Genomic DNA, 21948 nt, shown 5'->3' on the forward strand with positions numbered 1-21948 from the left:
AACCTCGTTGGCGAGCTCCTGCCACCCGCCGCGAGGCGCCTGCGGAATCCGTGACGGGAGGCCGGACGGAGACGGCGGGGACGGCCGCGGCACCCTTGGGACGCTGGGACGGAGGCCCGGTGCGGATTCCGTCGCCATCGACGGTCCCCGGCATCGTGCCTGGTCGGGGTCGAAACGGAGGCTGATGTTCCAGCAAGTCCCGGCCTTGGAGGCGCTTTCGGGCCCGGCTACAGTCACCGCCCATGACCACTCATGACCTCCCCTCCTTCGCCGTGCACATCCCCGACGCGGAGCTCGAAGCCGAGCCCCTCGACCCCTCCCAGATCGTCTCCGGCACGCCCGAGGTGACGGGCAAGGTGCTGTGGGAGTCGGCCGACGGCAAGCAGCTGCGGGGCATCTGGCAGATCACGCCCGGCGTCGTCACCGACACCGAGGCCAACGAGCTCTTCGTGGTGGTCTCCGGGCGCGCGACCGTCGCCGTCGAGGGCGGAGACACCCTGGAGATCGGCCCCGGTGACGCGTGCGTGCTGCGGGAGGGCGACCGGACGACGTGGACCGTGCACGAGACCCTGCGCAAGGCGTACCACATCAGCCTCTGAGGCCCCTCTCCAAGCCCCTCCAAGCCCCTCAGGGGCGGCCCCTCTGGGGTCCTGAAGCCGCGGCGGGCGGCGAGGCGTGGGGGGTCTGGTAGGAAACCTTCCTGTCCGCTATCCTCCCCGGCAGCGGCTCGGCGCGGCGCCCCGTCCGAAGGGGCGTGACGCGCTCAGCGAGAGCTCTGACCCGGCCGCCGAGCACCACCCCGCCGTGTGGCGCCCGAATCGCCACCCGGCCGGCCGCCCGTGTCCGTCCCCCACGGCACGGGCGCCCCGGCCCGCACTCCCGCGGCCGGTCCGTGGTGCGCCGCACCGGTGTCCAGCTCTCGCCACCCCTCAGGCCAGGGAGCCCGGGTATGCGCCTGTTCGCCTCCGCCCCACCCCGCCGCACCACCGACCGACCGCCCCTCGTCCTCGCCGCCGTGCTGCTGCTCGTCGGCACACTCCTGCTCGCCCTCCCGGACCGGGCCGGAGCCGCCGCCGACACCCTGATCTCCCAGGGCAGGCCGGCCACGTCCTCCTCCGTCGAGGACTCCACCCTCGGGCCCGAGAAGGCCTTCGACGGCCTCTCCGCCACCCGCTGGGCCAGCGCCGAAGGCTCCGACCCGCAGTGGATCCGCGTCGACCTCGGCCCCTCGGCCACCGTCTCCCGCGTCAAGCTCGTCTGGGAGGCCGCCTACGCCAAGGCCTACCGCGTCGAGATCTCCGCCGACGGCACCACCTGGACCCGGCTCGCCACCGAGACCGCGGGCAACGGCGGCACCGACGACTGGACCGGACTCACCGGCACCGGCCGCTACCTGCGCGTGTACGGGACCGCGCGCGGCACCTCGTACGGCTACTCGCTCTACACGGTGGAGGTCTACGGCACCACCTCCACCACACCCCCGCCCACCGGCGCCTTCACCGTCGTCGCGGCCGGCGACATCGCCGCCCAGTGCACCGCCTCCAGCAGCTCCTGCGCCCACCCGAAGACCGCCGCGCTCGCCCAGCGGATCGCGCCCGCCTTCTTCCTGACGATGGGCGACAACCAGTACGACGACGCCCGTCTTTCCGACTTCCGGAACTACTACGACAAGACCTGGGGCGCCTTCAAGACGCGGACCCGGCCCGTGCCCGGCAACCACGAGTCCTACGACCCCGCAGGCGCGTTCTCCGGCTACAAGTCGTACTTCGGCGCGATCGCCTACCCCCAGGGCAAGCCCTACTACAGCTACGACCAGGGCAACTGGCACTTCGTCGCCCTCGACTCCAACACCTTCGACGACGCCGCGCAGATCCAGTGGCTCAAGGACGACCTCGCGCGGAACACCAAGGGCTGCCTCGCCGCCTACTTCCACCACCCGCTGTACTCCTCCGGCGGCCACGGCAACGACCCCGTCTCCAGGCCCGTCTGGCAGATCCTGTACGGCGCCAAGGCGGACCTCGTCCTCAACGGGCACGACCACCACTACGAGCGCTTCGCCCCGCAGGGCCCGAACGGGCGGGTCACCGCCGACGGCATCGTCGAGATCGTCGGCGGCATGGGCGGCGCCGAGCCCTACCCCATCGAGACGGTCCAGCCGAACAGCCAGAAGCGGATCAGCGGCACGTACGGCGTCCTGAAGCTCGACCTCACCGACACCACCTACACCTGGCAGTACGTCGGCACCGACGACCAGGTCAAGGACTCCGGCCCGACCTACACCTGCCACTGATGTACCTCGCGACCACCGGTCGCCGCGACGCGCCGCCCCGCCCCACCGGGGCCCGGCGGCGCGTCCCCGGCACCGTCCTCGCCCTCGGCGCGGTCAGCCTCGTCACCGACGTCTCCTCGGAGATGGTGACCGCCGTCCTGCCGCTGTACCTGGTCCTCGGACTCGGCCTCTCCCCGCTCCAGTTCGGACTCCTCGACGGCCTCACCACCGGCGCCACCGCGCTCGTACGGCTCCTCGGCGGTGCCGGCGCCGACCGGGGCGGCCGCCACAAACAGGTCGCCGGACTCGGCTACGCCCTCTCCGCCTGCTCCCGGCTCGGCCTCCTCCTCGCCGGCGGGGCGACGGGCTGGATCGCGGGCGCCCTCGCCGCCGACCGGCTCGGCAAGGGCGTCCGCACCGCCCCGCGCGACGCGCTCATCACCCTGCACAGCCCGCCCGAGGACCTCGGCCGCGCCTTCGGCGTCCACCGCACCATGGACACCACCGGCGCCCTCCTCGGCCCCCTCGCCGCCTTCGCCCTGCTGTGGGCGACCGCCGACGCGTACGACGCGGTCTTCGCCGTCAGTTCGTGCGTCGGAGCCTTCGGCGTCCTGCTGTGGCTGCTCTTCGTCCCCGGGCGGGTCGCCCCGCCGGAGGCCCCCGCCGCAGCGCCACGCGCGCGTGGCGGGCTCTTCACCGCCCCGCGCTCGCCCGCGTACCGCCGGATCGTGCTCGTCGCCGTCCTCCTCGGCGCCGCCACCGTCGGCGACTCCTTCCTCTACCTGCTGCTCCAGCGGCGGCTCGACCTCGACGCCACCTGGTTCCCGTTCCTGCCGCTCTCCGCCGCCGCCGTCTATCTGCTGCTCGCCGTCCCGGCCGGCCGCCTCGCCGACCGCCTCGGGCGCCGCCGGCCGCTCCTGTACGGGCACGGGGCCCTGCTCCTCGCCTACGGACTGCTCCTGGCCCCCGTGCCGGGACAGGTGACCCTCGTGGGCGTCCTCGGGCTGCTCGGAGTCTTCTACGCCGCCACCGACGGTGTCCTGATGGCGCTCACCGGACCGTTCCTCGCCGAGGGACGGCACGCCGGCGGCCTCGCTCTCGTCCAGACCGCGCAGGCCCTCGCCCGGCTCGGTGCCGCCGTCGGCTTCGGCGCCCTCTGGACGGCGAGCGGGCCCGAGACGGCCCTCGTCACGGCGCTCCTGGCCCTCGCGGCGGCCCTGGGCTGCGCCGCCCGTCTGCTGCCGTCCGGGCCGACCCCCGAAGGGACCACGACATGAACATCACCGCCTCCACGCGCGCGCGTGCGGCGATCCTCGTCCTCGCCCTCCTGCTGCTCGGCGGCGGAGCCACCGCCTACACGCTGCGAGCCGCGTCCGGGCGGGCCTCCGCCACCGGCACCGCCGCACCCGGCTTCACCCTCGACGGCGGCACCGGGGCGCTGTACGTCCGGGACACCGCGAGCGGCCGCGTCGCGCGCGTGGACCCCGCCGGGCCCGGCGGCCGGGTGGCGGGCGGCCCCTCCTGCGACCGCTTCCACGCGGCCGGTTCCACCGCGCTCTGCCTCCAGCGGCGGCCGGGCGTACCGGCCCGCTCGTACGTCCTCGTGCTCGACGGGCGGCTCCGCGAGGTCCGCCGCATCGCCCTGCCCGGCATCCCCAGCCGGGCCAGGGTCTCCGCCTCCGGGCACATGCTGTCCTGGACGATGTTCGCCACCGGCGACTCGTACGCGCGCTCGGCCTTCTCCACCCGCACGTCGATCCTCGACCTGCGCACCGGCTACCTGGTGAAGAGCATCGAGCAGATCCCGCTGACCCTCGACGGCCGCCGCCACCACGCACCGGACGTCAACTACTGGGGCGTCAGCTTCGCCGCCGACGACAACCGCTTCTACGCCACCGTCTCGACCGGCGGCCGCACCCACCTCGTCGAGGGCGACCTGCGGAACTGGTCCGCCCGCACCCTGCGGGAGAACGTCGAATGCCCCTCGCTCTCCCCGGACGGCACCCGGATCGCCTTCAAGAAGCGGGTGTCCGACGGCCCGCGCGAGCCGTGGCGGCTGTACGTGTACGACCTCCGCAGCGGACGCGAGCACCCCGTCGCCGAGCGGCGCGGCATCGACGACCAGGCGCTGTGGACGGACCCGAGGACCCTCGCGTACGGATACGGGGGAGCGGTCTGGTCGGTGCCCGCCGACGGCACCGGCGCCCCGCGGCTGCTGGCCGGCGGGGCCTCGTCCCCGGCGGTGCCGCGCTGAGGTCGGGGTGAGCGCCTCAGGCCTTGCGGAGGGCACCCCGCAGCGCGAGCGCCGCCATCGGCAGCAGCAGGCACGCGGCGATCGCGTTCAGCGGTCCGTAGCCCGCCTGCGAGACGATCAGGCCCGCCATGAGGCCGCCGACCCCGGCGGCGGTGTTCATGACGAAGTCGGAGAGTCCCTGGGCGGCGGCGCGCGCGGCCTGCGGCACCGAGTCGGTGAGCAGCGCCGAACCGGACACGAGCCCCGCCGACCAGCCGAGACCGAGGATGAACAGGCCCAGGGCGATGCGGCCGTGGGACGGTCCGGCGGTGCCCGCCACGAGCGCGGCCGTACCGATGAGACCCACCGCGAGGCCGATCACCGCGAGCCGGCCCAGCCGGTCGGACAGCCAGCCCATCAGCGGCGAGAAGGCGTACATGCCCGTGATGTGGCCGCTGATCACGAGCCCGATCAGCTGGATGTCCGCGCCGTGATGGGTGAGCGCCACCGGCGTCATCGACATGATCGACACCATGGCGGTGTGCGAGCCGGCGATGGTGACCAGGGCGAGCCGGGCCCGCGGGGACTTCCGTACGGCGTCCATCCCGGCCCGCAGGGAGCGGCCCTCCGCCGCCTCGCCCGGTCCGGCTTCCGCCAGCGCGCGGGCGGTGAGGAGCGGATCCGGGCGCAGCAGCACGGACACCACGGCGGCCGCGAGGACGAAGACACCGGCGGCCCAGACGAACGGGCCCGCGGTGGCCGGGACGCCCAGGCCGGAGACGCTCCTTCCGGCGGGCGCGGCGACGTTCGGGCCGAGCACCGCGCCGATCGTGGTCGCCCAGACCACCGTGGAGATGGCCCGGGCCCTTCGGCCCGGCTCGGCGAGGTCGGCGGCGGCGAAACGGGCCGTCAGGTTCGCCGAGGACCCGGCGCCGAAGCCGAGCAGGCCGACGAGCAGGACGGGGAAGCTGTCGACGACCGCCCCGAGCACCACCACACCGGCGCCGACCGCCGCGACGAGGTAGGCGAGGACGAGTCCCGTCCGGCGCCCGCGCGAGGTCATCAGCGTGGCCAGCGGCATGGCGACGAGCGCCGAACCGGCCACCGACGCCGTCGAGGCGAGACCGGACAGGGCCTCGGTGCCGCTCACGTCCCTCGCCAGGACGGCGGCGAGGGCGAAGCCGATGGCGATGCCGAGGCCTCCCAGGATCTGGGTGGCGATCAGCGCGGCCTGGACGCGCCGCCGGAGCGCCGGCAGCTCGGCGGGGGTGACGGGAGCGGATGTCCCGCCGGGTATCCCGTCGGGCACGGTGGCGTCAGGGGCACTGGGGCTGTGGGTCACTTACGTGAGTGTGCCAGCCGTCCCACCCGAGGGGAACGCCGCCTCTCACCCGACGTCCCGGGACGCCCGACGTCCCGAGACGCCGCGCCCGACGGTCCCGAGTCGCCCGAGGACCCGAGACGCCGCGCCCGACCGTCCCGAGACGCCCGAGGACCCGAGACGCTCAGAACAAGAGCCCCGAGACGCTCAGAACAGCGGTGCCGGCAGCACGCCCTCCAGTGCGAGGAGTTGCCGCTTCGTCTCCAGGCCGCCCCCGAAGCCGCCGAGCCCGCCGTCGCTCTCCACCACCCGGTGGCAGGGCACGACCACCGGCAGCGGATTGGCGCCCATCGCCGCCCCGACCGCCTGCGCCGCGCCCGGCTGCCCCACGCGTCTCGCCAGCTCCCCGTACCCGACGACCGTGCCGTACGGGACGCCCGCCGCGAGCTCGCGCAGCACCTGCCGGTTGAAGCCGGTCGTCAGGCTCCAGTCCAGCGGCAGGTCGAGGCCGTCCGGCTCGCCCGCGAAGTACCGCTCGAGCCGGCGTATCGCCTCCGCGAGCCGGCCCGAGGCGCACTCCACGAGCTCCGCGCCGAGCTGACCGGCGAGCCGGTCGAGCATCCGCTCCCGCCGGGCGGCGTCGGCGTGGAACTCGACCCGCACCAGCCCCCGCTCGGTCGCGGCGAGGAGGAGCGGCCCGATGGCGCTCTCCACGACCGTCCACTCCACCGTGGCGGCCCGCTCCCGGCCGTCCGGTTCCGCTTCCGCCCCCGTGTCGATGTCCATGCCGCCCACCGTACGACCCGCCACCGACAACGCGGTCCGGGGACCGTCCCGGAAGCCCGACCCGCCACGGACAAGCCGCTCCGGAACGGCCCCGACAACCCCGCCCGGAACGGTCACCCAGATCACGGAGCGGTCTCGCTCGGGTCTCACGACCGGAAATTCCCCGGTCACGTGGTCGTCGGGCCCCCGGCGCGCCATAATCTCGCCCCGGTAGTACTACCCAGCGGTACCGACTGTTTTCGGACGACGTTGCACCAGGGGTGGAGGGCACACGCTCATGCAGGGCACGGTCGACGGATTCAGCTACGGGCTCGTCACGCCGGTGGCCGCCTTTCTCATGGCCTGCCTCGGCGGCGCCCTCGGTCTGAGGTGCACCACCAGATCGCTCCGCCACGACGACACCTTCAAGGCGGGCTGGCTCGCCCTCGGCGCCACCTCGATCGGCACCGGCATCTGGACCATGCACTTCATCGCGATGATGGGCTTCTCCGTCGCGCAGGCGCCCGTCAACTACGACCGCCCGATCACCTTCGCCAGCCTGGGCGTCGCCGTCCTCATGGTCGGCATCGGCATCTTCATCGTCGGCTACCGCGGGGCGACCACCCTCACGCTGGTCACCGGCGGCACCATCACCGGCCTCGGCGTCGCCACCATGCACTACCTCGGCATGGCCGGTATGCGCTTCCAGGGACGGATCGAGTACGACACGCTCACCGTCGCGCTCTCCGTGGTCATCGCCGTCGTGGCCGCCACGGCGGCCCTCTGGGCGGCCGTCTCCGTGCATGGATTTCTGGCCAGCCTCGGTGCGAGCCTGGTGATGGGCGTCGCCGTCAGTGGTATGCACTACACGGCCATGGCCGCCGTCAGCGTCCACCTGCACGGCGCCGAGGCGACCGGCGGCTCCGGCGACACCGCGACCTCGCTCCTGCTGCCCATGCTGATCGGCCCGGCGGTCTTCCTGATCCTGGCCGCCGTCGTCGTCATGTTCGACCCGCTGCTCGTGATGGGCGACCCGGACTGGCAGCGGCCCGCCCGGACCCCGCACCGCCCCGGCGTGCCCGCCCCGCGCCACGTCCCGTCCTACTACGGCGAGCCCGCCAACTGGACCGCGCGCCCCGCGGGACGGGCCGCGGGACGGACCGCAGGACGGGCCGCGGGACGGGCCGCCCGCAGGGCCGTCCCGCGCGGCGGACACCGCTCCCAGGACTGGTGACGGGACAACCGGAGACCGGGCGGTGAGCCGATCACCGCCCGAGTGTCAGTGCCGGGTCGTACGGTGGTTGCATGCGGCCCGTTTCCAAGATCGAACGTTCGGTGGCGCCCTTCGAGGTCGTCAGTGAGTACCAGCCCAGCGGCGACCAGCCGACCGCCATCGCCGACCTCGAGCGGCGCATCCGCGCGGGCGAGAAGGACGTCGTGCTCCTCGGCGCCACCGGCACCGGCAAGTCGGCGACCACCGCGTGGATGATCGAGAAGCTCCAGCGCCCCACCCTGGTGATGGCGCCGAACAAGACGCTGGCCGCCCAGCTGGCGAACGAGTTCCGCGAGCTCCTGCCGAACAACGCGGTGGAGTACTTCGTCTCGTACTACGACTACTACCAGCCCGAGGCGTACGTCCCGCAGTCGGACACGTACATCGAGAAGGACTCCTCGATCAACGAGGAGGTGGAGCGGCTCCGCCACTCCGCGACGAACTCCCTGCTCACCCGCCGGGACGTCATCGTGGTCGCCTCCGTCTCCTGCATCTACGGCCTGGGCACGCCCCAGGAGTACGTGGACCGGATGGTCCCGCTCAAGGTCGGCGAGGAGATCGACCGCGACCAGCTGCTGCGCCGCTTCGTCGACATCCAGTACACCCGGAACGACCTGGCGTTCACCCGCGGCACCTTCCGGGTGCGCGGCGACACCATCGAGATCTTCCCGGTGTACGAGGAGCTGGCCGTCCGCATCGAGATGTTCGGCGACGAGATCGAGGCGCTCTCCACCCTCCACCCGCTTACCGGCGAGGTCATCAGCGAGGACCGCGAGCTGTACGTCTTCCCCGCCAGCCACTACGTCGCGGGCCCCGAGCGCATGGAGCGGGCGGTCAACGACATCGAGCGCGAGCTGGAGGTCCGCCTCGCCGAGCTCGACAAGCAGGGCAAGCACCTGGAGTCCCAGCGCCTGCGCATGCGCACCACGTACGACATCGAGATGATGCGGCAGATCGGCTCCTGCTCCGGCATCGAGAACTACTCGATGCACTTCGACGGCCGCGACCCCGGCTCCGCGCCCAACACCCTCCTCGACTACTTCCCCGAGGACTTCCTCCTCGTCATCGACGAGTCGCACGTCACGGTGCCGCAGATCGGCGCCATGTACGAGGGCGACGCCTCCCGCAAGCGGACCCTGGTCGACCACGGCTTCCGGCTCCCGTCCGCCCTCGACAACCGCCCGCTGAAGTGGGAGGAGTTCCAGGAGCGGATCGGCCAGACCGTCTACCTCTCCGCCACCCCCGGGACGTACGAACTCTCGCGCGGCGACGGCTTCGTCGAGCAGATCATCCGCCCCACCGGCCTCGTCGACCCGGAGGTCGTCGTCAAGCCCACCGAGGGCCAGATCGACGACCTCGTCCACGAGATCCGGCTGCGCGCCGAGCGCGACGAGCGGGTCCTCGTCACCACCCTCACCAAGAAGATGGCCGAGGACCTCACGGACTACTTCCTGGAGCTCGGCATCCAGGTGCGCTACCTGCACAGCGACGTCGACACCCTGCGCCGCATCGAGCTGCTCCGCGAGCTGCGGGCCGGCGAGTACGACGTCCTCGTCGGCATCAACCTCCTCCGGGAGGGCCTCGACCTGCCCGAGGTGTCCCTGGTCGCCATCCTCGACACCGACAAGCAGGGCTTCCTGCGCTCCGGGACCTCCCTCATCCAGACGATCGGCCGCGCCGCGCGCAACGTGTCGGGCCAGGTCCACATGTACGCCGACAAGATCACCCCGGCGATGGAGCAGGCCATCGACGAGACCAACCGGCGCCGCGAGAAGCAGATCGCGTACAACACGGAGCACGGCATCGACCCGCAGCCGCTCCGCAAGAAGATCAACGACATCGTCGCGACCATCGCGCGCGAGGAGATGGACACCGAGGAACTGCTCGGCACCGGCTACCGGCAGGCGAAGGAGGGCAAGGGCGCGAAGGCCCCCGTGCCCTCGCTCGCCGCGCACGGCCCCACGGCCCGCGGCAAGCGCGGCAGGGCCGGCTCCACCGTCGAACTCGGCGACCGGCCCGCCACCGAACTGGCCGCGATCATCGAGGAGATGACCGACCGGATGCGCGCGGCGGCGGCCGAGCTGCAGTTCGAGGTGGCGGCCCGGCTCCGCGACGAAGTGGGGGAGCTGAAGAAGGAGTTGCGCCAGATGAAGGAGGCGGGACTCGCCTGACCGGCGAGGGCCGACGGGCGGTCCGGTGTGTTGCAAGACCGACACAAAACCGGACCGCGCCTCCGCGGTGTCGGTGCCGCTGCGTAGGGTGCTCGACAACCGCACGCACCGGACAGCGGGCGCGGGGAACGCTAACGAGAGGGGCAAACGCGTGTCGGTCAACATGACCAAGGGTCAGGCCATCAGCCTGGAGAAGCGGGGCGGAGGCAGCCTCAGCCAGGTGCGGATGGGGCTCGGCTGGCAGGCGGCGCCGCGCCGCGGTCTCTTCGGCTCGCGCACCCGGGAGATCGACCTGGACGCCTCGGCCGTCCTCTTCGCCGAGAAGCAGCCGGTCGACGTCGTCTTCTTCCGTCACCTGGTCAGCGACGACGGCTCGGTCAAGCACACCGGCGACAACCTCGTCGGCGGCGCGGGCCAGGGCGGCGACGACGAGGCGATCCTCGTGGACCTGGAGCGGGTGCCGGTCCACATCGACCAGATCGTCTTCACGGTGAACTCCTTCACCGGCCAGACGTTCCAGGAGGTGCAGAACGCCTTCTGCCGGATCGTCGACGAGGCGAACGGGCAGGAGCTCGCGCGCTACACCCTCGACGGCGGCGGCAACTACACCGCGCAGATCATGGCGAAGGTGCATCGGGTCGGCTCCGGCTGGCAGATGACGGCCCTGGGCAACCCGGCCAACGGGCGCACCTTCCAGGACCTGATGCCCGCGATCCTGCCGCACCTGTAGCAGGTCCCGGCACGGCACACCCACAGCTCCCGGAGGCGACAGGCCACCGGGAGCTGTCCGCATGATCCGCACCCGCAGGATCCGCAGGCGCAGGATCCGCACCCGTTGATTCCGCGCATGGAAACACCCGAGGGGACAGAGACGATGACGGCCGAGCTGGTCCGGGGGCAGAACCACCCCCTGCCCGAGACCCGACTGGAGATCCGCGTGTCGGCCGGTCATCCCGTCCTCGCCGGAGCCGCGCTCGGCGACGAGCAGGGCCGGGTCGCGGGCGCGGAGTGGATCGCCCACCCCGGCGCGCCCTCCCTCCCCGGTGTCGACGTGCCCGCCCGGGCCGCCGCCGACCACCGCCTCGCCGTCGACCTGGACGCGGTCCCCGGCGCCGTCCACCGCGTCTCGGTCCTCCTCGCGCTGACCGGCCCGGCCGCCCGCTTCGGCGCCCTCGCCGCCCCGTTCGTCGCCGTCACCGGCCCCGACGGCACCGAGATCGCCAGCTACACCATCACCGGCCTCGACACGGAGTCCGCCGTCGTCGCCCTGGAGCTGTACCGCCGCCAGGGCGCCTGGAAGGTCCGCGCGATGGGTCAGGGGTACGAGGGAGGGCTCGCCGCCCTCCTCGGCGACCAGGGCCTGGAGCGCCCCGCCGACCTCGCCGCCGCGATCCTGGCGACGGTGGCCCAGAGCTCCGCACCCTCCGCCCCGCCGTACGTCCCCGAGCCGGAGCGGGTACTCCACACCGCGCCGCCCACCACCCCGGACCCGGCCCCGGCGCCGCCGCCTCCCACCCCCGCGACGGGCACCGCCACGGGCGGTCCCGTCGACTACTCCCACCCCGGGCGCCGGACGGCCCCTGCCCCCGCTGCCCCCGCCGCGGCCTCCGAGGCCCGGCAGGGCCCGCCCGTGCCGGTCGCCGGGGACGCCTCGGGCTGGTCCATGGACGAGCGGCTCTACAACCAGGTGTGGGGCATGTTCGAGGACCTGGCCCGTACCGCCGCCGCCTACCGCAGCGCCTGCGACTTCGCGGAGTCCCGGCTCGAACGGGAGCTCGACGAGACGCTCACCGACTACCGCTCCCGGGCCGGCGGTGCGAACGACGCCGCGCGCGCCGCGGCCCGCGCCCGGCACGACGAGCTCGTGGAGCGGGCCCGGGAGGTGCTCGACCGGGACCTCGCCCAGCTCGCCGCCGAGTCCGAGGTCGTCGAGCCGGCGCTGCCCGTCGCCTACGCCCGCTGGGACAACCCCGTCTGGCACGCCTACCGCGTCCCGGCCGAGGAGCCGATGGCCGTCCGCCTCGGCGACCTCCACCTCCCCGAGCGCGCCGACCTGCGGATCCCCATGCTCGTCCGGCTGCCGCTAGAGCGCGGCCTGTGGGTGGACTCCGGCCGCGGCCACTCCGAGGCGGCCGGGCTCCTCGACGAGGCCGAGCTGCGGCGGCTCGCCCTGGACTGTGCGGTGGCGCACGCGGCGCGGCTCCTCGCGGCGCACCCGGCCGGAGAGTTCACCGTCCATCTGATCGACCCGGCGGGCACGGGCGCCGCGGCCCTCGCGCCCCTCGTGGAGACGGGCGCGGCCGCCCCGCCCGCCCGGGGCGCGGCCGGGGTCTCGGCGGCCCTGGAGCAGCTCACGGAGCGGGTCGACCTGCTGCAGATGGCGCTGCGGAGCGGGGCGACGGACGCGCTGCCGCCCGGTCTGGACACGGCCCGGCAGCTGCTGGTCGTGCACGACTTCCCGCACGGCTTCGACGACCGGGCGGTCACCCGGCTGCGGTACCTCGCCGACGAGGGCCCCTCGGTCGGTGTGCACCTGCTGATGGTCGCGGCCCGGGAGGACGCGGCCGCGTACGGGCCGCTGCTCGATCCGCTGTGGCGCTCGCTGCTGCGCCTCACCCCCGTGCCCGACGACCACCTGGCCGATCCGTGGGTCGGTCACGCCTGGTCGTACGAGCCGCCGCTCGTCCCGCCGGGCAGTGCGATCCTGCGCCAGGTCCTGACACAGGTGGCGTCCGCTCGCCATGGAAAGCAGGTCTGACCTGGTCCCTTGGGACTCCTTTACCCGTCCCTTTACCTTCTCTTGGTCTTTCGGGTACTGTTCTTCCTGCGGAGGGGAGTACTCCCCATGCGCGGCGCACCCGTCAGTACGGACGGATCGACATCGATCCGATCCCGGGGCGTCGGCCCGGTGCGGCCCGTCCGCCGCCCGGGTGGAAGAGACCTCCGGCAGCGAACGACGCTGATCAAGTAGCCGTACGACGCCGGAGGCGCAGTGGACGTTTCAATGACCCTGTGGGTACTGACCATTCTCGGTCTGGGTGCCCTCATCGGTGCCGACTTCCTCATCGGGCGCAAGCCCCATGACGTGTCGGTCAAGGAAGCCGGGATCTGGACGGTCGTCTGGGTCGTGCTCGCCGGGCTCTTCGGCCTCGGCCTGTTCGTGTTCGGCGACGGACAGGCGTCCGGCGAGTTCTTCGCGGGCTACATCACCGAGAAGTCGCTCAGCGTCGACAACCTCTTCGTCTTCGTCCTGATCATGGCGAAGTTCGCGGTGCCCTCCCACCTCCAGCAGCGGGTGCTGCTCGTGGGCGTGCTGATCGCCCTGGTGCTCCGCGCGGTCTTCATCGCCGCCGGCGCCGCGATCATCGCGAGCTTCTCCTGGGTCTTCTACCTCTTCGGCGCGTTCCTGATCTACACGGCCTGGAAGCTCATCCAGGAGGCGCGCTCCGACGAGGAGGAGGACGAGGTCCCGGAGAACCGCGTCCTCAAGACCGTCCAGAAGAAGTTCGGCGTCGCCGACCGCTACCACGGCACCAGGCTCTTCATCCGCGAGAACGGCAAGCGGGTGCTGACGCCGCTGATGGTCGTCATGATCGCCATCGGCACCACCGACGTCCTCTTCGCCCTCGACTCCATCCCGGCGATCTTCGGCCTCACCCAGGACCCGTACATCGTCTTCACCGCCAACGCCTTCGCCCTCATGGGCCTGCGGCAGCTGTACTTCCTCATCGGCGGCCTGCTCAGGAAGCTGGTCCACCTCAGCTACGGCCTGTCGGTGATCCTCGGCTTCATCGGCGTCAAGCTCGTGCTGCACGCCCTGCACGAGTCCGGGGTGCACGTCCCCGAGATCTCCATCCCGTTCTCGCTCGCGGTCATCGGCGGTGTCCTGGTCATCACCACCGTCACCAGCCTGATCGCCTCCAGGAAGCAGGAGCGGCTCGCCGCTGAGGCCCCGGCCGCTCCCGAGGACGCCCCGAAGGACAGCGTCGAGGCCTGACGCGCCCACCGCACACGCCGACGGCCGACCGGGTCCACCCCGGTCGGCCGTCGCCGTTTCGTCAGGAAGGAACCGCTCAGACCGCGGCGGGCTCGGGCGCCGGACGCCCGGCGCGGTCCGGGAGGGTCTCCGGGAGGAGCGCGAAGCAGCCGAGGCTCACCAGCGCGACCAGCGTCAGGTAGGCCGCGACGCCCCAGGGCGGGCCGGAGCCGCCGTCGGAGAGGGTGGTCGCGACGACGGGTGTCAGGGCGCCGCCCAGGACGCCCGCCAGGTTGTAGCCGACGGCCGCGCCGGTGCAGCGGACGCGGGGCTCGTACAGCTCCGGGAGGTACGCGGCGATCACCGCGAACATGGTGATGAAGGCCAGCAGCGAGCCCAGGAAACCCAGGAACATCAGCAGCGGCCGCGCCGTGTGCAGCAGCGCCACCATCGGGAACATCCACAGCGCGGAGGCCGCGCACCCCGCCAGACAGAGCGGCCGGCGGCCCCAGCGGTCGCCGAGCAGGGCCACGAGCGGGGTGAGCGCGCCCATGACCGTCACCGCCGCCATGACACAGCTCAGCATCACCGTGCTGCTCACCCCGAGCCGCTCGGTGCCGTACGCCAGCGCCCAGGTGGAGACCGAGTAGAAGACGGCGTACCCGACCGCCAGCGCCCCGGCCGTGAGCAGCACGAGCCGCCAGTGGTCGCGGAGGACCTCCGCGAGCGGAGCGCCCGCGCGCCGCCCCGACGCGGACAGTTCCTCGAACTGCGGGGTCTCCGCGAGCGAGGAGCGCAGCAGCAGACCGCCGGCCGCGAGCAGCCCCGCCGCCCAGAACGGCACCCGCCAGCCCCAGGCGCGGAACTCCGCGTCGCTCAGCCCGGCGGTGAGCGCCAGCATCACCCCGTTCGCCAGGAGGAAGCCGATCGACGGGCCGATCTGCGGGAAGCTCGACCACAGTGCGCGCCGGTGCGCGGGGGCGTGCTCGGCGGTGAGCAGGACCGCGCCGCCCCACTCGCCGCCCAGGCCGAGACCCTGCAGGAAGCGGAGGGTGAGCAGTAGTGCGGGGGCGGCGATGCCGAGCGTCGCGTACGTCGGGACGAAGCCGACCGCGACCGTGGCGCAGCCGGTCAGGAGCAGCGAGGCGAAGAGGACCGGCCGCCGGCCGTACCGGTCGCCGACGTGCCCGAAGAGCATCGAGCCCAGCGGGCGGGCGAGGAAGCCCGCGGCGAAGGTGCCGAACGCGGCCAGGGTCCCGGCCACGGGCGAGAACGTGGGGAAGAAGAGCGGCCCCAGGACGAGGGCGGCGGCGGTCCCGTAGACGAAGAAGTCGAAGAACTCGATGGCGGTGCCGACGAGCGAGGCTGCGGCGAGCCGGACCATCGAGGGCGGCCGGGACGGCGACGGAGGGTGACTGTGGCGCATGTCGCGCCAACTACCCCGCCGCCGTCCCGGTTACGGGGGCGTACGGAGGCGCTTCGGGCGTGTCCGGCGGATCAGGGCCGGGGCAGCGCGCCGGGCGTCACCAGCCGCGCTCGCGCCACTCCGCGAGGTGCGGGCGCTCGTCACCCAGGGTGGTGTCCCGGCCGTGGCCGGGGTAGATCCAGGACTCGTCCGGCAGGACCGCGAAGAGCTTGCTCTCCACGTCGTGGAGCAGGCTCGCGAAGGCCTTCGGGTCCTTCCACGTGTTGCCCACGCCGCCGGGGAAGAGGCAGTCGCCGGTGAAGACGTGGGGGTGGCCGTGCGGGTCGTCGTAGATCAGGGCGATCGAGCCCGGCGTGTGCCCGACGAGGCGGCGCGCGGTCAGCTCGACCCGGCCCACCCGGATCGTGTCGCCGTCCTCCACCAGCTCGTCGGTCCCGACCGGGATGCCCTCCGCGTCGTACGCGCCCGCGTACGTCCGGGCGCCGGTCGCGGCGACGACCTCCGCGAGCGCCTGCCAGTGGTCGCCGTGCCGGTGCGTGGTGACGACGGCCGTGATGCCGTCGTCACCGATCAGCGTGAGCAGCGTCGAGGCCTCGTTCGCCGCGTCGATCAGCAGCTGCTCGCCGGTGGCCCGACAGCGCAGCAGATACGCGTTGTTGTCCATCGGGCCGACCGCGACCTTCGAGATCATCAGGTCCGTGAGCTCGTGCACGTCCGCCGCGCCGCCGACCTTCACCACTCCGCTGTACGTCATGGCCTCAGACTAGCCCCGACGAGTGACAGCGGCGCCTAGAGCGGGGGCAGTTCCGGCAGGGGGCCGCCCTCGGTCTTCAGGGCGGAGCCGTCGCGGCGGCCCGCGAGCCAGCCGAGGAGCTCGGCGGGGGAGCCGCTCACGGTCACGGCGGAGCCCTCCGCGGAGCCGGTGGTCCAGCTGCCCGAGCCGTCCTCGGCGAGGACCCGGGTCGGCGGGACGGACGCGTTGCCGGTGAACCGGTCCGCCAGGAAGTCGATCTCGCGCTGGACGAAGTCCTCCGGCAGGTCCTCAAGCTCGTAGCCCGCGCCCAGGTCGACGTGGTGCAGGGCGACCTCCACCCAGCGGCGGAAGGGGACGCGGGAGGCGCTGTCGGTGACGCCGTTGCGGAGCTCGACCGTGCGGTTCCAGTCGGCGGGCTCGGCGCCGACGGCCTGGAAGAGGTCGGCGGTCTCGCGCAGGTCGGCGAGGTGGACGTCGAGCGGGCGGTCGGCGTCGCGCTCGATGTCGGCGTCCCGGGTGGCGCCGTCGGCGTACATGGGACGGCCCTGGAGGACGTTCACCAGGGCGTCGGCGTTACGGGCCACGTGGGCGAGGACGTGGCCGCGGGTCCAGCCCGGAAGCCGTGACGGCTCGGCCGTCGCGGCGTTGTCCCAGGAGGCGACCGCGGCGATCAGCCGGTCGGTCGCTTCGCGGACGGAGGCAAGGTCGAGTTCGTGGTCGATCATGGCGCCGACCCTAGGGGGTGCCGTGCCGGTCGGGCCAGGGCCGACCGGGCCCGACCGTCAACGCACCCCCGGCGCCGCCACTCGTTCGGGTGCGGAGTTCTCCTCGCGGCCGGAAATCGAATGTGCGTGCTATAGGCTCGGCGGAAGCATCCGGCATCCTTGGTTGTTGGGTGTGTCAGGACATCCGCTCTCTCAAGAAAGGTGCGGACCGGCGTGGCCGACCGTCTCATCGTCCGTGGCGCTCGCGAGCACAACCTCAAGAACGTCTCGCTCGACCTCCCGCGTGACTCCCTCATCGTCTTCACCGGGCTCTCGGGGTCGGGCAAGTCCTCCCTCGCGTTCGACACGATCTTCGCCGAGGGGCAGCGCCGGTACGTCGAGTCCCTCTCCTCGTACGCCCGGCAGTTCCTCGGGCAGATGGACAAGCCGGACGTCGACTTCATCGAAGGTCTCTCGCCCGCCGTCTCCATCGACCAGAAGTCGACCTCGCGCAACCCGCGCTCGACGGTCGGCACCATCACCGAGGTCTACGACTACCTCCGCCTGCTCTTCGCCCGGATCGGCAAGCCGCACTGTCCCGAGTGCCGCCGGCCCATCTCCCGCCAGTCGCCGCAGGCCATCGTCGACAAGGTCCTGGAGCTCCCCGAGGGCAGCCGCTTCCAGGTGCTCTCCCCGCTCGTGCGCGAGCGCAAGGGAGAGTTCGTCGACCTCTTCGCCGACCTCCAGACCAAGGGCTACAGCCGCGCCCGGGTCGACGGACAGACCGTCCAGCTCAGCGAGCCGCCGACGCTGAAGAAGCAGGAGAAGCACACGATCGAGGTGGTCGTCGACCGCCTCACCGTGAAGGACAGCGCCAAGCGCCGGCTCACCGACTCCGTCGAGACCGCGCTCGGACTCTCCGGCGGCATGGTCGTGCTCGACTTCGTCGACCTCGCGGAGGACGACCCCGAGCGCGAGAAGATGTACTCGGAGCACCTCTACTGCCCGTACGACGACCTGTCCTTCGAGGAGCTGGAGCCCCGCTCCTTCTCCTTCAACTCGCCCTTCGGCGCCTGCCCCGACTGCACCGGCATCGGCACCCGCATGGAGGTCGACCCGGACCTGATCGTCCCCGACGAGGAGAAGTCCCTCGACGAGGGCGCCATCCACCCCTGGTCGCACGGGCACACCAAGGAGTACTTCGGCCGGCTCATCGGCGGCCTCTCCCAGGCCCTCGGCTTCCGCACGGACATCCCGTACGCCGGGCTGCCGCAGCGCGCCAAGAAGGCCCTGATGCACGGCCACAAGACCCAGGTCGAGGTCCGCTACCGCAACCGGTACGGGCGCGAGAGGGCGTACACCACCCCGGCCTTCGAAGGCGCCGTCTCCTTCGTCAAGCGGCGCCACACCGAGGCCGAGAGCGACTCCAGCCGCGAGCGCTTCGAGGGCTACATGCGCGAGGTGCCCTGCCCCACCTGCGAGGGCACGCGCCTCAAGCCGATCGTCCTCGCGGTCACGGTCATGGACCGGTCCATCGCCGAGGTCTCCGCGATGTCCATCAGCGACTGCGCCGAGTTCCTCTCCCGCCTCACGCTCAACGCCCGCGACAAGAAGATCGCCGAGCGGGTCCTCAAGGAGGTCAACGAGCGGCTCCGCTTCCTCGTCGACGTCGGCCTCGACTACCTCTCCCTCAACCGGGCGGCGGGCACGCTCTCCGGCGGAGAGGCCCAGCGCATCCGGCTCGCCACCCAGATCGGCTCCGGCCTGGTCGGCGTCCTGTACGTGCTCGACGAGCCGTCCATCGGCCTCCACCAGCGCGACAACCACCGCCTGATCGAGACCCTCGTCCGGCTCCGGGACATGGGCAACACGCTCATCGTCGTCGAGCACGACGAGGACACCATCAAGGTCGCCGACTGGGTCGTCGACATCGGCCCCGGCGCCGGCGAGCACGGCGGCAAGGTCGTCCACTCCGGCTCCCTGGAGGAGCTCCTCGCCAACGAGGAGTCGATGACCGGGCAGTACCTGTCCGGCCGCCGGGCGATCGCCACCCCGGACATCCGCCGCCCGGCCGACCCCGGACGCCGGCTCACCGTGCACGGCGCCCGCGAGAACAACCTGCGGGACATCGACGTCTCCTTCCCGCTGGGCGTCCTCACCGCCGTCACCGGCGTCTCGGGCTCCGGCAAGTCGACCCTGGTCAACGACATCCTCTACACCCACCTGGCGCGCGAGCTGAACGGCGCCAAGTCGGTGCCCGGACGGCACACGCGCGTGGACGGCGACGACCTCGTCGACAAGGTCGTGCACGTCGACCAGTCGCCCATCGGCCGCACCCCGCGGTCGAACCCGGCGACGTACACCGGCGTCTTCGACCACGTCCGCAAGCTCTTCGCCGAGACGATGGAGGCCAAGGTCCGGGGCTACCTGCCCGGCCGCTTCTCCTTCAACGTCAAGGGCGGCCGCTGCGAGAACTGCTCCGGCGACGGCACTATCAAGATCGAGATGAACTTCCTCCCGGACGTCTACGTCCCGTGCGAGGTCTGCCACGGTGACCGGTACAACCGGGAGACCCTGGAGGTCCACTACAAGGGCAAGTCCATCGCCGAAGTCCTGAACATGCCGATCGAGGAGGCCCTCGACTTCTTCGAGGCCGTCCCGACCATCGCCCGCCACCTGCGCACGCTCAACGAGGTCGGCCTCGGTTACGTCCGGCTCGGCCAGTCCGCGCCGACGCTCTCCGGCGGCGAGGCGCAGCGCGTCAAGCTCGCCTCCGAGCTCCAGAAGCGCTCGACGGGCCGCACGGTCTACGTCCTCGACGAGCCGACCACCGGTCTGCACTTCGAGGACATCTCGAAGCTGATCAAGGTCCTGTCGAACCTGGTCGACAAGGGCAACTCGGTGATCGTCATCGAGCACAACCTCGATGTCATCAAGACCGCGGACTGGGTCATCGACATGGGCCCCGAGGGCGGCAGCGGCGGCGGCCTGGTGATCGCCGAGGGCACGCCGGAGGAGGTCGCCTCGGTCCCCGAGAGCCACACCGGCAAGTTCCTCCGGGACATCCTCGACACCGACCGGATCAGCGACGCCGGCGGGAGGATCCCGGCGGCCCGCGGGACGAAGAAGACGGCGGCGAAGGCTCCGGCCAAGGCCGCCGCGAAGAAGGCGACCACCACGGCGGCCGCCCCCGCGAAGAAGGCGACCGCGACCAGGGCCGCCGCGACCAAGGCGACCGCCGCCAAGGCCGCCGCGACCAAGGCCGCCGCGAAGAAGGCGACGGCCAGGACGCGCAAGGCGTGACGGCCGGGCACGTGGAGTGACGGAGGCGGGGTCCCGGCCGGGGCCCCGCCTCCCACGTCAGGCCCGGAGGACGGCCTTCCGAGGGCCGCCGGTATCGTCGGTTCGGTCACCCCTGGGGTGTGTTGTCCCCGATCTCACCGTGGAGCGTTCATGTCCGGCCAGTCCAGCCGCCGCACCGTACTGAAAGGCGCGGCCCTCGCCGGAGCCGCCGGTCTTGGCGTCGCCGCCTGCTCCACCGACTCCAAGCTCGGCCACGCCGAGACCCCGACCCCGACCGCGCCCGTCCCGCTCGGCGCCCCGGACGAGGTGCCGGTCGGCGGCTCCAAGCTCTACCGCGAGCAGCGGCTCGTGGTGAGCTGCCCGGCCAAGGGCCGGTACAAGGCCTTCAGCGCCCAGTGCACCCACGCCGGCTGCGTCCTCGACAAGGTCGAGGACAACGAGGGCAACTGCCCCTGCCACGGCAGCCGCTTCGACGTGACCACCGGCAAGGCCGTCCGCGGCCCCGCCACCGTCCCGCTCCCCGAGGTCCCGATCCGCGTCGAGAACGGCAAGCTGGTGGCCGGCCCCGAAGCGCCCAAGGCCTGAGCCGACGGGCTCACGCCCAGTCCCAGTCGATCCCCAGGATCCCCGGGCGCACCCCCTGCTCCACGAGGTGTACCGTGCGGTGCCGGCCACTCAGGGTCAGCTCCGCACGGCCGCCGCGCGGCGCGCCCGCCGAGGCCTGCGCGAACCTCCGGCACCGCACCGGGAGCGCCGCCTCGTCGAAGCGGACCTGGAGCGCGTACAGCCCGCCCGCGAAGCTGAACCCGCGCACGTACTCCCCGCTCGGACCCGCCGTACCGTCCTCGAATCCGTACGAGAACAGGTACGTGTCCCCGGCCCGCAGCCGGGCGTCGAAGAGCAGCTCCGCGACCAGCACGCCCGCCCCGGCATGCCACCGCACCCGCCCCGTCCGGCAGTTCTCCACCGCCCGCACCACCACCCGGGACGGGTCGCAGCCCGGGTCCCCGTGATGGATGGCGAGGTAGCGGTCCACACCGTCCCGGTGTGCCCGCACCACCTGCTGCGACTCGCGCCCCACCAGCTCCCGCCCCGCCCCGATCCGTACCCGCTCGTGGTGCCCCACGGTGTGCAGCCCGCCGTCCGCCGGGGACTCAAGCTCCGCGAGCAGCTCCTCGACCGAGCCCGAGGCCTCCACCAGTGAGCGGTACGAGCGGGCCGCCGGGCGCTCCACCTCGGAGCGGGCCGCCGCGTCCTCCGTCAGGAGCCGCAGCAGCGAGTTCCCCGGCAGCTGGAGTACCTCCTCCAGGGCCCGGACGGCCTTCAGGGACTCCGGCCGCTGCGGACGCCTGGCCCCCTGCTGCCAGTAGCTCAGACTCGTCACCCCGACCCTGACGCCCCGGTGCGCCAGATGGTGCTGGACCCGCTGGAGCGGCAGCCCGCGCACGGCCAGCGCGGTGCGCAGCGCCAGATGGAAGGGACCGGTCTGCAGCAGCTGCACCAGATCCGCCTCGGTGTGGCCCACGAGGACTCCTCGGTGAACGTTCACGACGGGGGAACGGACCGTCGCGCCGCGTGGGGTGGGCGGGCTGGTGGGCCATGGGAGTGCGTTCACACCCGGGTCACACCGTTCACAGTCCGATGTCACCCCGCATTGAAGCGTGTTGACCCGGTCCGGACAACGGAAGATGCTCCTGACCAGCGTCCGGACGCGCTCCTCCACCCCCCTCATCCCCAGCTCATGGGAGGAACG

Annotated in this window: 17 protein-coding genes; 11 read left to right on the forward strand and 6 right to left on the reverse strand. The window is 72.6% G+C overall.

All coding sequences use genetic code 11. The annotated features are described in order from the left end of the window. The first annotated feature begins 242 nt into the window (after positions 1-242). The 4 genes from ACZ7HT_RS23545 to ACZ7HT_RS23560 all read left to right on the forward strand — a co-directional run bounded on the left by ACZ7HT_RS23545 (position 243) and on the right by ACZ7HT_RS23560 (position 4523). Positions 243-599 (forward strand): cupin domain-containing protein, encoded by a 357-nt coding sequence (locus tag ACZ7HT_RS23545; protein WP_391478994.1) that lies wholly within the window; start codon positions 243-245, stop codon positions 597-599. 350 nt (positions 600-949) lie between these two features. Next, positions 950-2290 (forward strand): discoidin domain-containing protein, encoded by a 1341-nt coding sequence (locus ACZ7HT_RS23550; protein WP_471169093.1) that lies wholly within the window; start codon positions 950-952, stop codon positions 2288-2290. After that, entirely contained in the window at positions 2290-3546 is a 1257-nt protein-coding gene (locus ACZ7HT_RS23555; protein ID WP_471169095.1) for an MFS transporter, read from the forward strand. The genes ACZ7HT_RS23550 and ACZ7HT_RS23555 overlap by 1 nt, the downstream gene beginning before the upstream one ends. Then, positions 3543-4523: a hypothetical protein gene (locus ACZ7HT_RS23560; protein ID WP_471169097.1), complete on the forward strand. Its 981-nt coding sequence runs from the start codon at positions 3543-3545 to the stop codon at positions 4521-4523. The genes ACZ7HT_RS23555 and ACZ7HT_RS23560 overlap by 4 nt, the downstream gene beginning before the upstream one ends. 16 nt (positions 4524-4539) lie before the next feature. Here the strand turns inward: ACZ7HT_RS23560 and ACZ7HT_RS23565 are convergent, their stop codons facing one another. Beyond that, positions 4540-5844, reverse strand: coding sequence for an MFS transporter (locus ACZ7HT_RS23565; protein WP_471169100.1), 1305 nt, complete (start codon positions 5842-5844; stop codon positions 4540-4542). A 186-nt stretch (positions 5845-6030) separates the two neighbouring features. Beyond that, positions 6031-6609 carry a methylated-DNA--[protein]-cysteine S-methyltransferase gene (locus ACZ7HT_RS23570; protein WP_471169104.1) on the reverse strand — a complete coding sequence of 193 codons (579 nt, stop codon included), beginning with the start codon at positions 6607-6609 and terminating at the stop codon, positions 6031-6033. Positions 6610-6886: 277 nt separating this feature from the next. Here ACZ7HT_RS23570 and ACZ7HT_RS23575 point away from each other — a divergent pair, with 277 nt between their 5' ends. From ACZ7HT_RS23575 to ACZ7HT_RS23595, 5 genes are all read left to right on the forward strand, one after another. After that, positions 6887-7822, forward strand: a complete 936-nt coding sequence (locus ACZ7HT_RS23575) for an MHYT domain-containing protein (protein WP_471169106.1) — start codon at positions 6887-6889, stop codon at positions 7820-7822. A gap of 71 nt (positions 7823-7893) precedes the next feature. Continuing rightward, positions 7894-10032, forward strand: coding sequence for an excinuclease ABC subunit UvrB (gene uvrB / locus ACZ7HT_RS23580; RefSeq protein WP_471169109.1), 2139 nt, complete (start codon positions 7894-7896; stop codon positions 10030-10032). A 151-nt stretch (positions 10033-10183) separates the two neighbouring features. Further along, positions 10184-10762 carry a TerD family protein gene (locus ACZ7HT_RS23585; RefSeq protein ID WP_359509123.1) on the forward strand — a complete coding sequence of 193 codons (579 nt, stop codon included), beginning with the start codon at positions 10184-10186 and terminating at the stop codon, positions 10760-10762. A gap of 144 nt (positions 10763-10906) precedes the next feature. Next, entirely contained in the window at positions 10907-12790 is a 1884-nt protein-coding gene (locus tag ACZ7HT_RS23590; protein ID WP_471169326.1) for a TerD family protein, read from the forward strand. Between the two features lie 234 nt (positions 12791-13024). Further along, positions 13025-14029, forward strand: a complete 1005-nt coding sequence (locus ACZ7HT_RS23595; RefSeq protein ID WP_471169113.1) for a TerC family protein — start codon at positions 13025-13027, stop codon at positions 14027-14029. Between the two features lie 76 nt (positions 14030-14105). Here the strand turns inward: ACZ7HT_RS23595 and ACZ7HT_RS23600 are convergent, their stop codons facing one another. The 3 genes from ACZ7HT_RS23600 to ACZ7HT_RS23610 all read right to left on the reverse strand — a co-directional run bounded on the left by ACZ7HT_RS23600 (position 14106) and on the right by ACZ7HT_RS23610 (position 16913). Further along, positions 14106-15392: an MFS transporter gene (locus tag ACZ7HT_RS23600; RefSeq protein ID WP_471169330.1), complete on the reverse strand. Its 1287-nt coding sequence runs from the start codon at positions 15390-15392 to the stop codon at positions 14106-14108. Between the two features lie 139 nt (positions 15393-15531). Then, the gene (locus tag ACZ7HT_RS23605; RefSeq protein WP_471169116.1) at positions 15532-16188 is read right to left on the reverse strand and encodes an MBL fold metallo-hydrolase; all 657 of its coding nucleotides are present in this window, start codon (positions 16186-16188) and stop codon (positions 15532-15534) included. A gap of 35 nt (positions 16189-16223) precedes the next feature. After that, entirely contained in the window at positions 16224-16913 is a 690-nt protein-coding gene (locus tag ACZ7HT_RS23610; protein ID WP_471169119.1) for a maleylpyruvate isomerase family mycothiol-dependent enzyme, read from the reverse strand. Positions 16914-17126: 213 nt separating this feature from the next. Here ACZ7HT_RS23610 and uvrA point away from each other — a divergent pair, with 213 nt between their 5' ends. Next, positions 17127-20195, forward strand: a complete 3069-nt coding sequence (uvrA, locus tag ACZ7HT_RS23615; protein WP_471169122.1) for an excinuclease ABC subunit UvrA — start codon at positions 17127-17129, stop codon at positions 20193-20195. 150 nt (positions 20196-20345) lie between these two features. Beyond that, on the forward strand, positions 20346-20780 hold the full coding sequence (locus tag ACZ7HT_RS23620) for a Rieske (2Fe-2S) protein (protein WP_471169125.1): 435 nt from the start codon (positions 20346-20348) through the stop codon (positions 20778-20780). Positions 20781-20790: 10 nt separating this feature from the next. On the opposite strand, the gene ACZ7HT_RS23625 is transcribed toward ACZ7HT_RS23620, so the two are convergent. Continuing rightward, positions 20791-21720 (reverse strand): hypothetical protein, encoded by a 930-nt coding sequence (locus ACZ7HT_RS23625; protein ID WP_471169128.1) that lies wholly within the window; start codon positions 21718-21720, stop codon positions 20791-20793. Positions 21721-21948 lie beyond the last annotated feature (228 nt).

Source organism: Streptomyces sp. NPDC037410 (assembly GCF_055602235.1).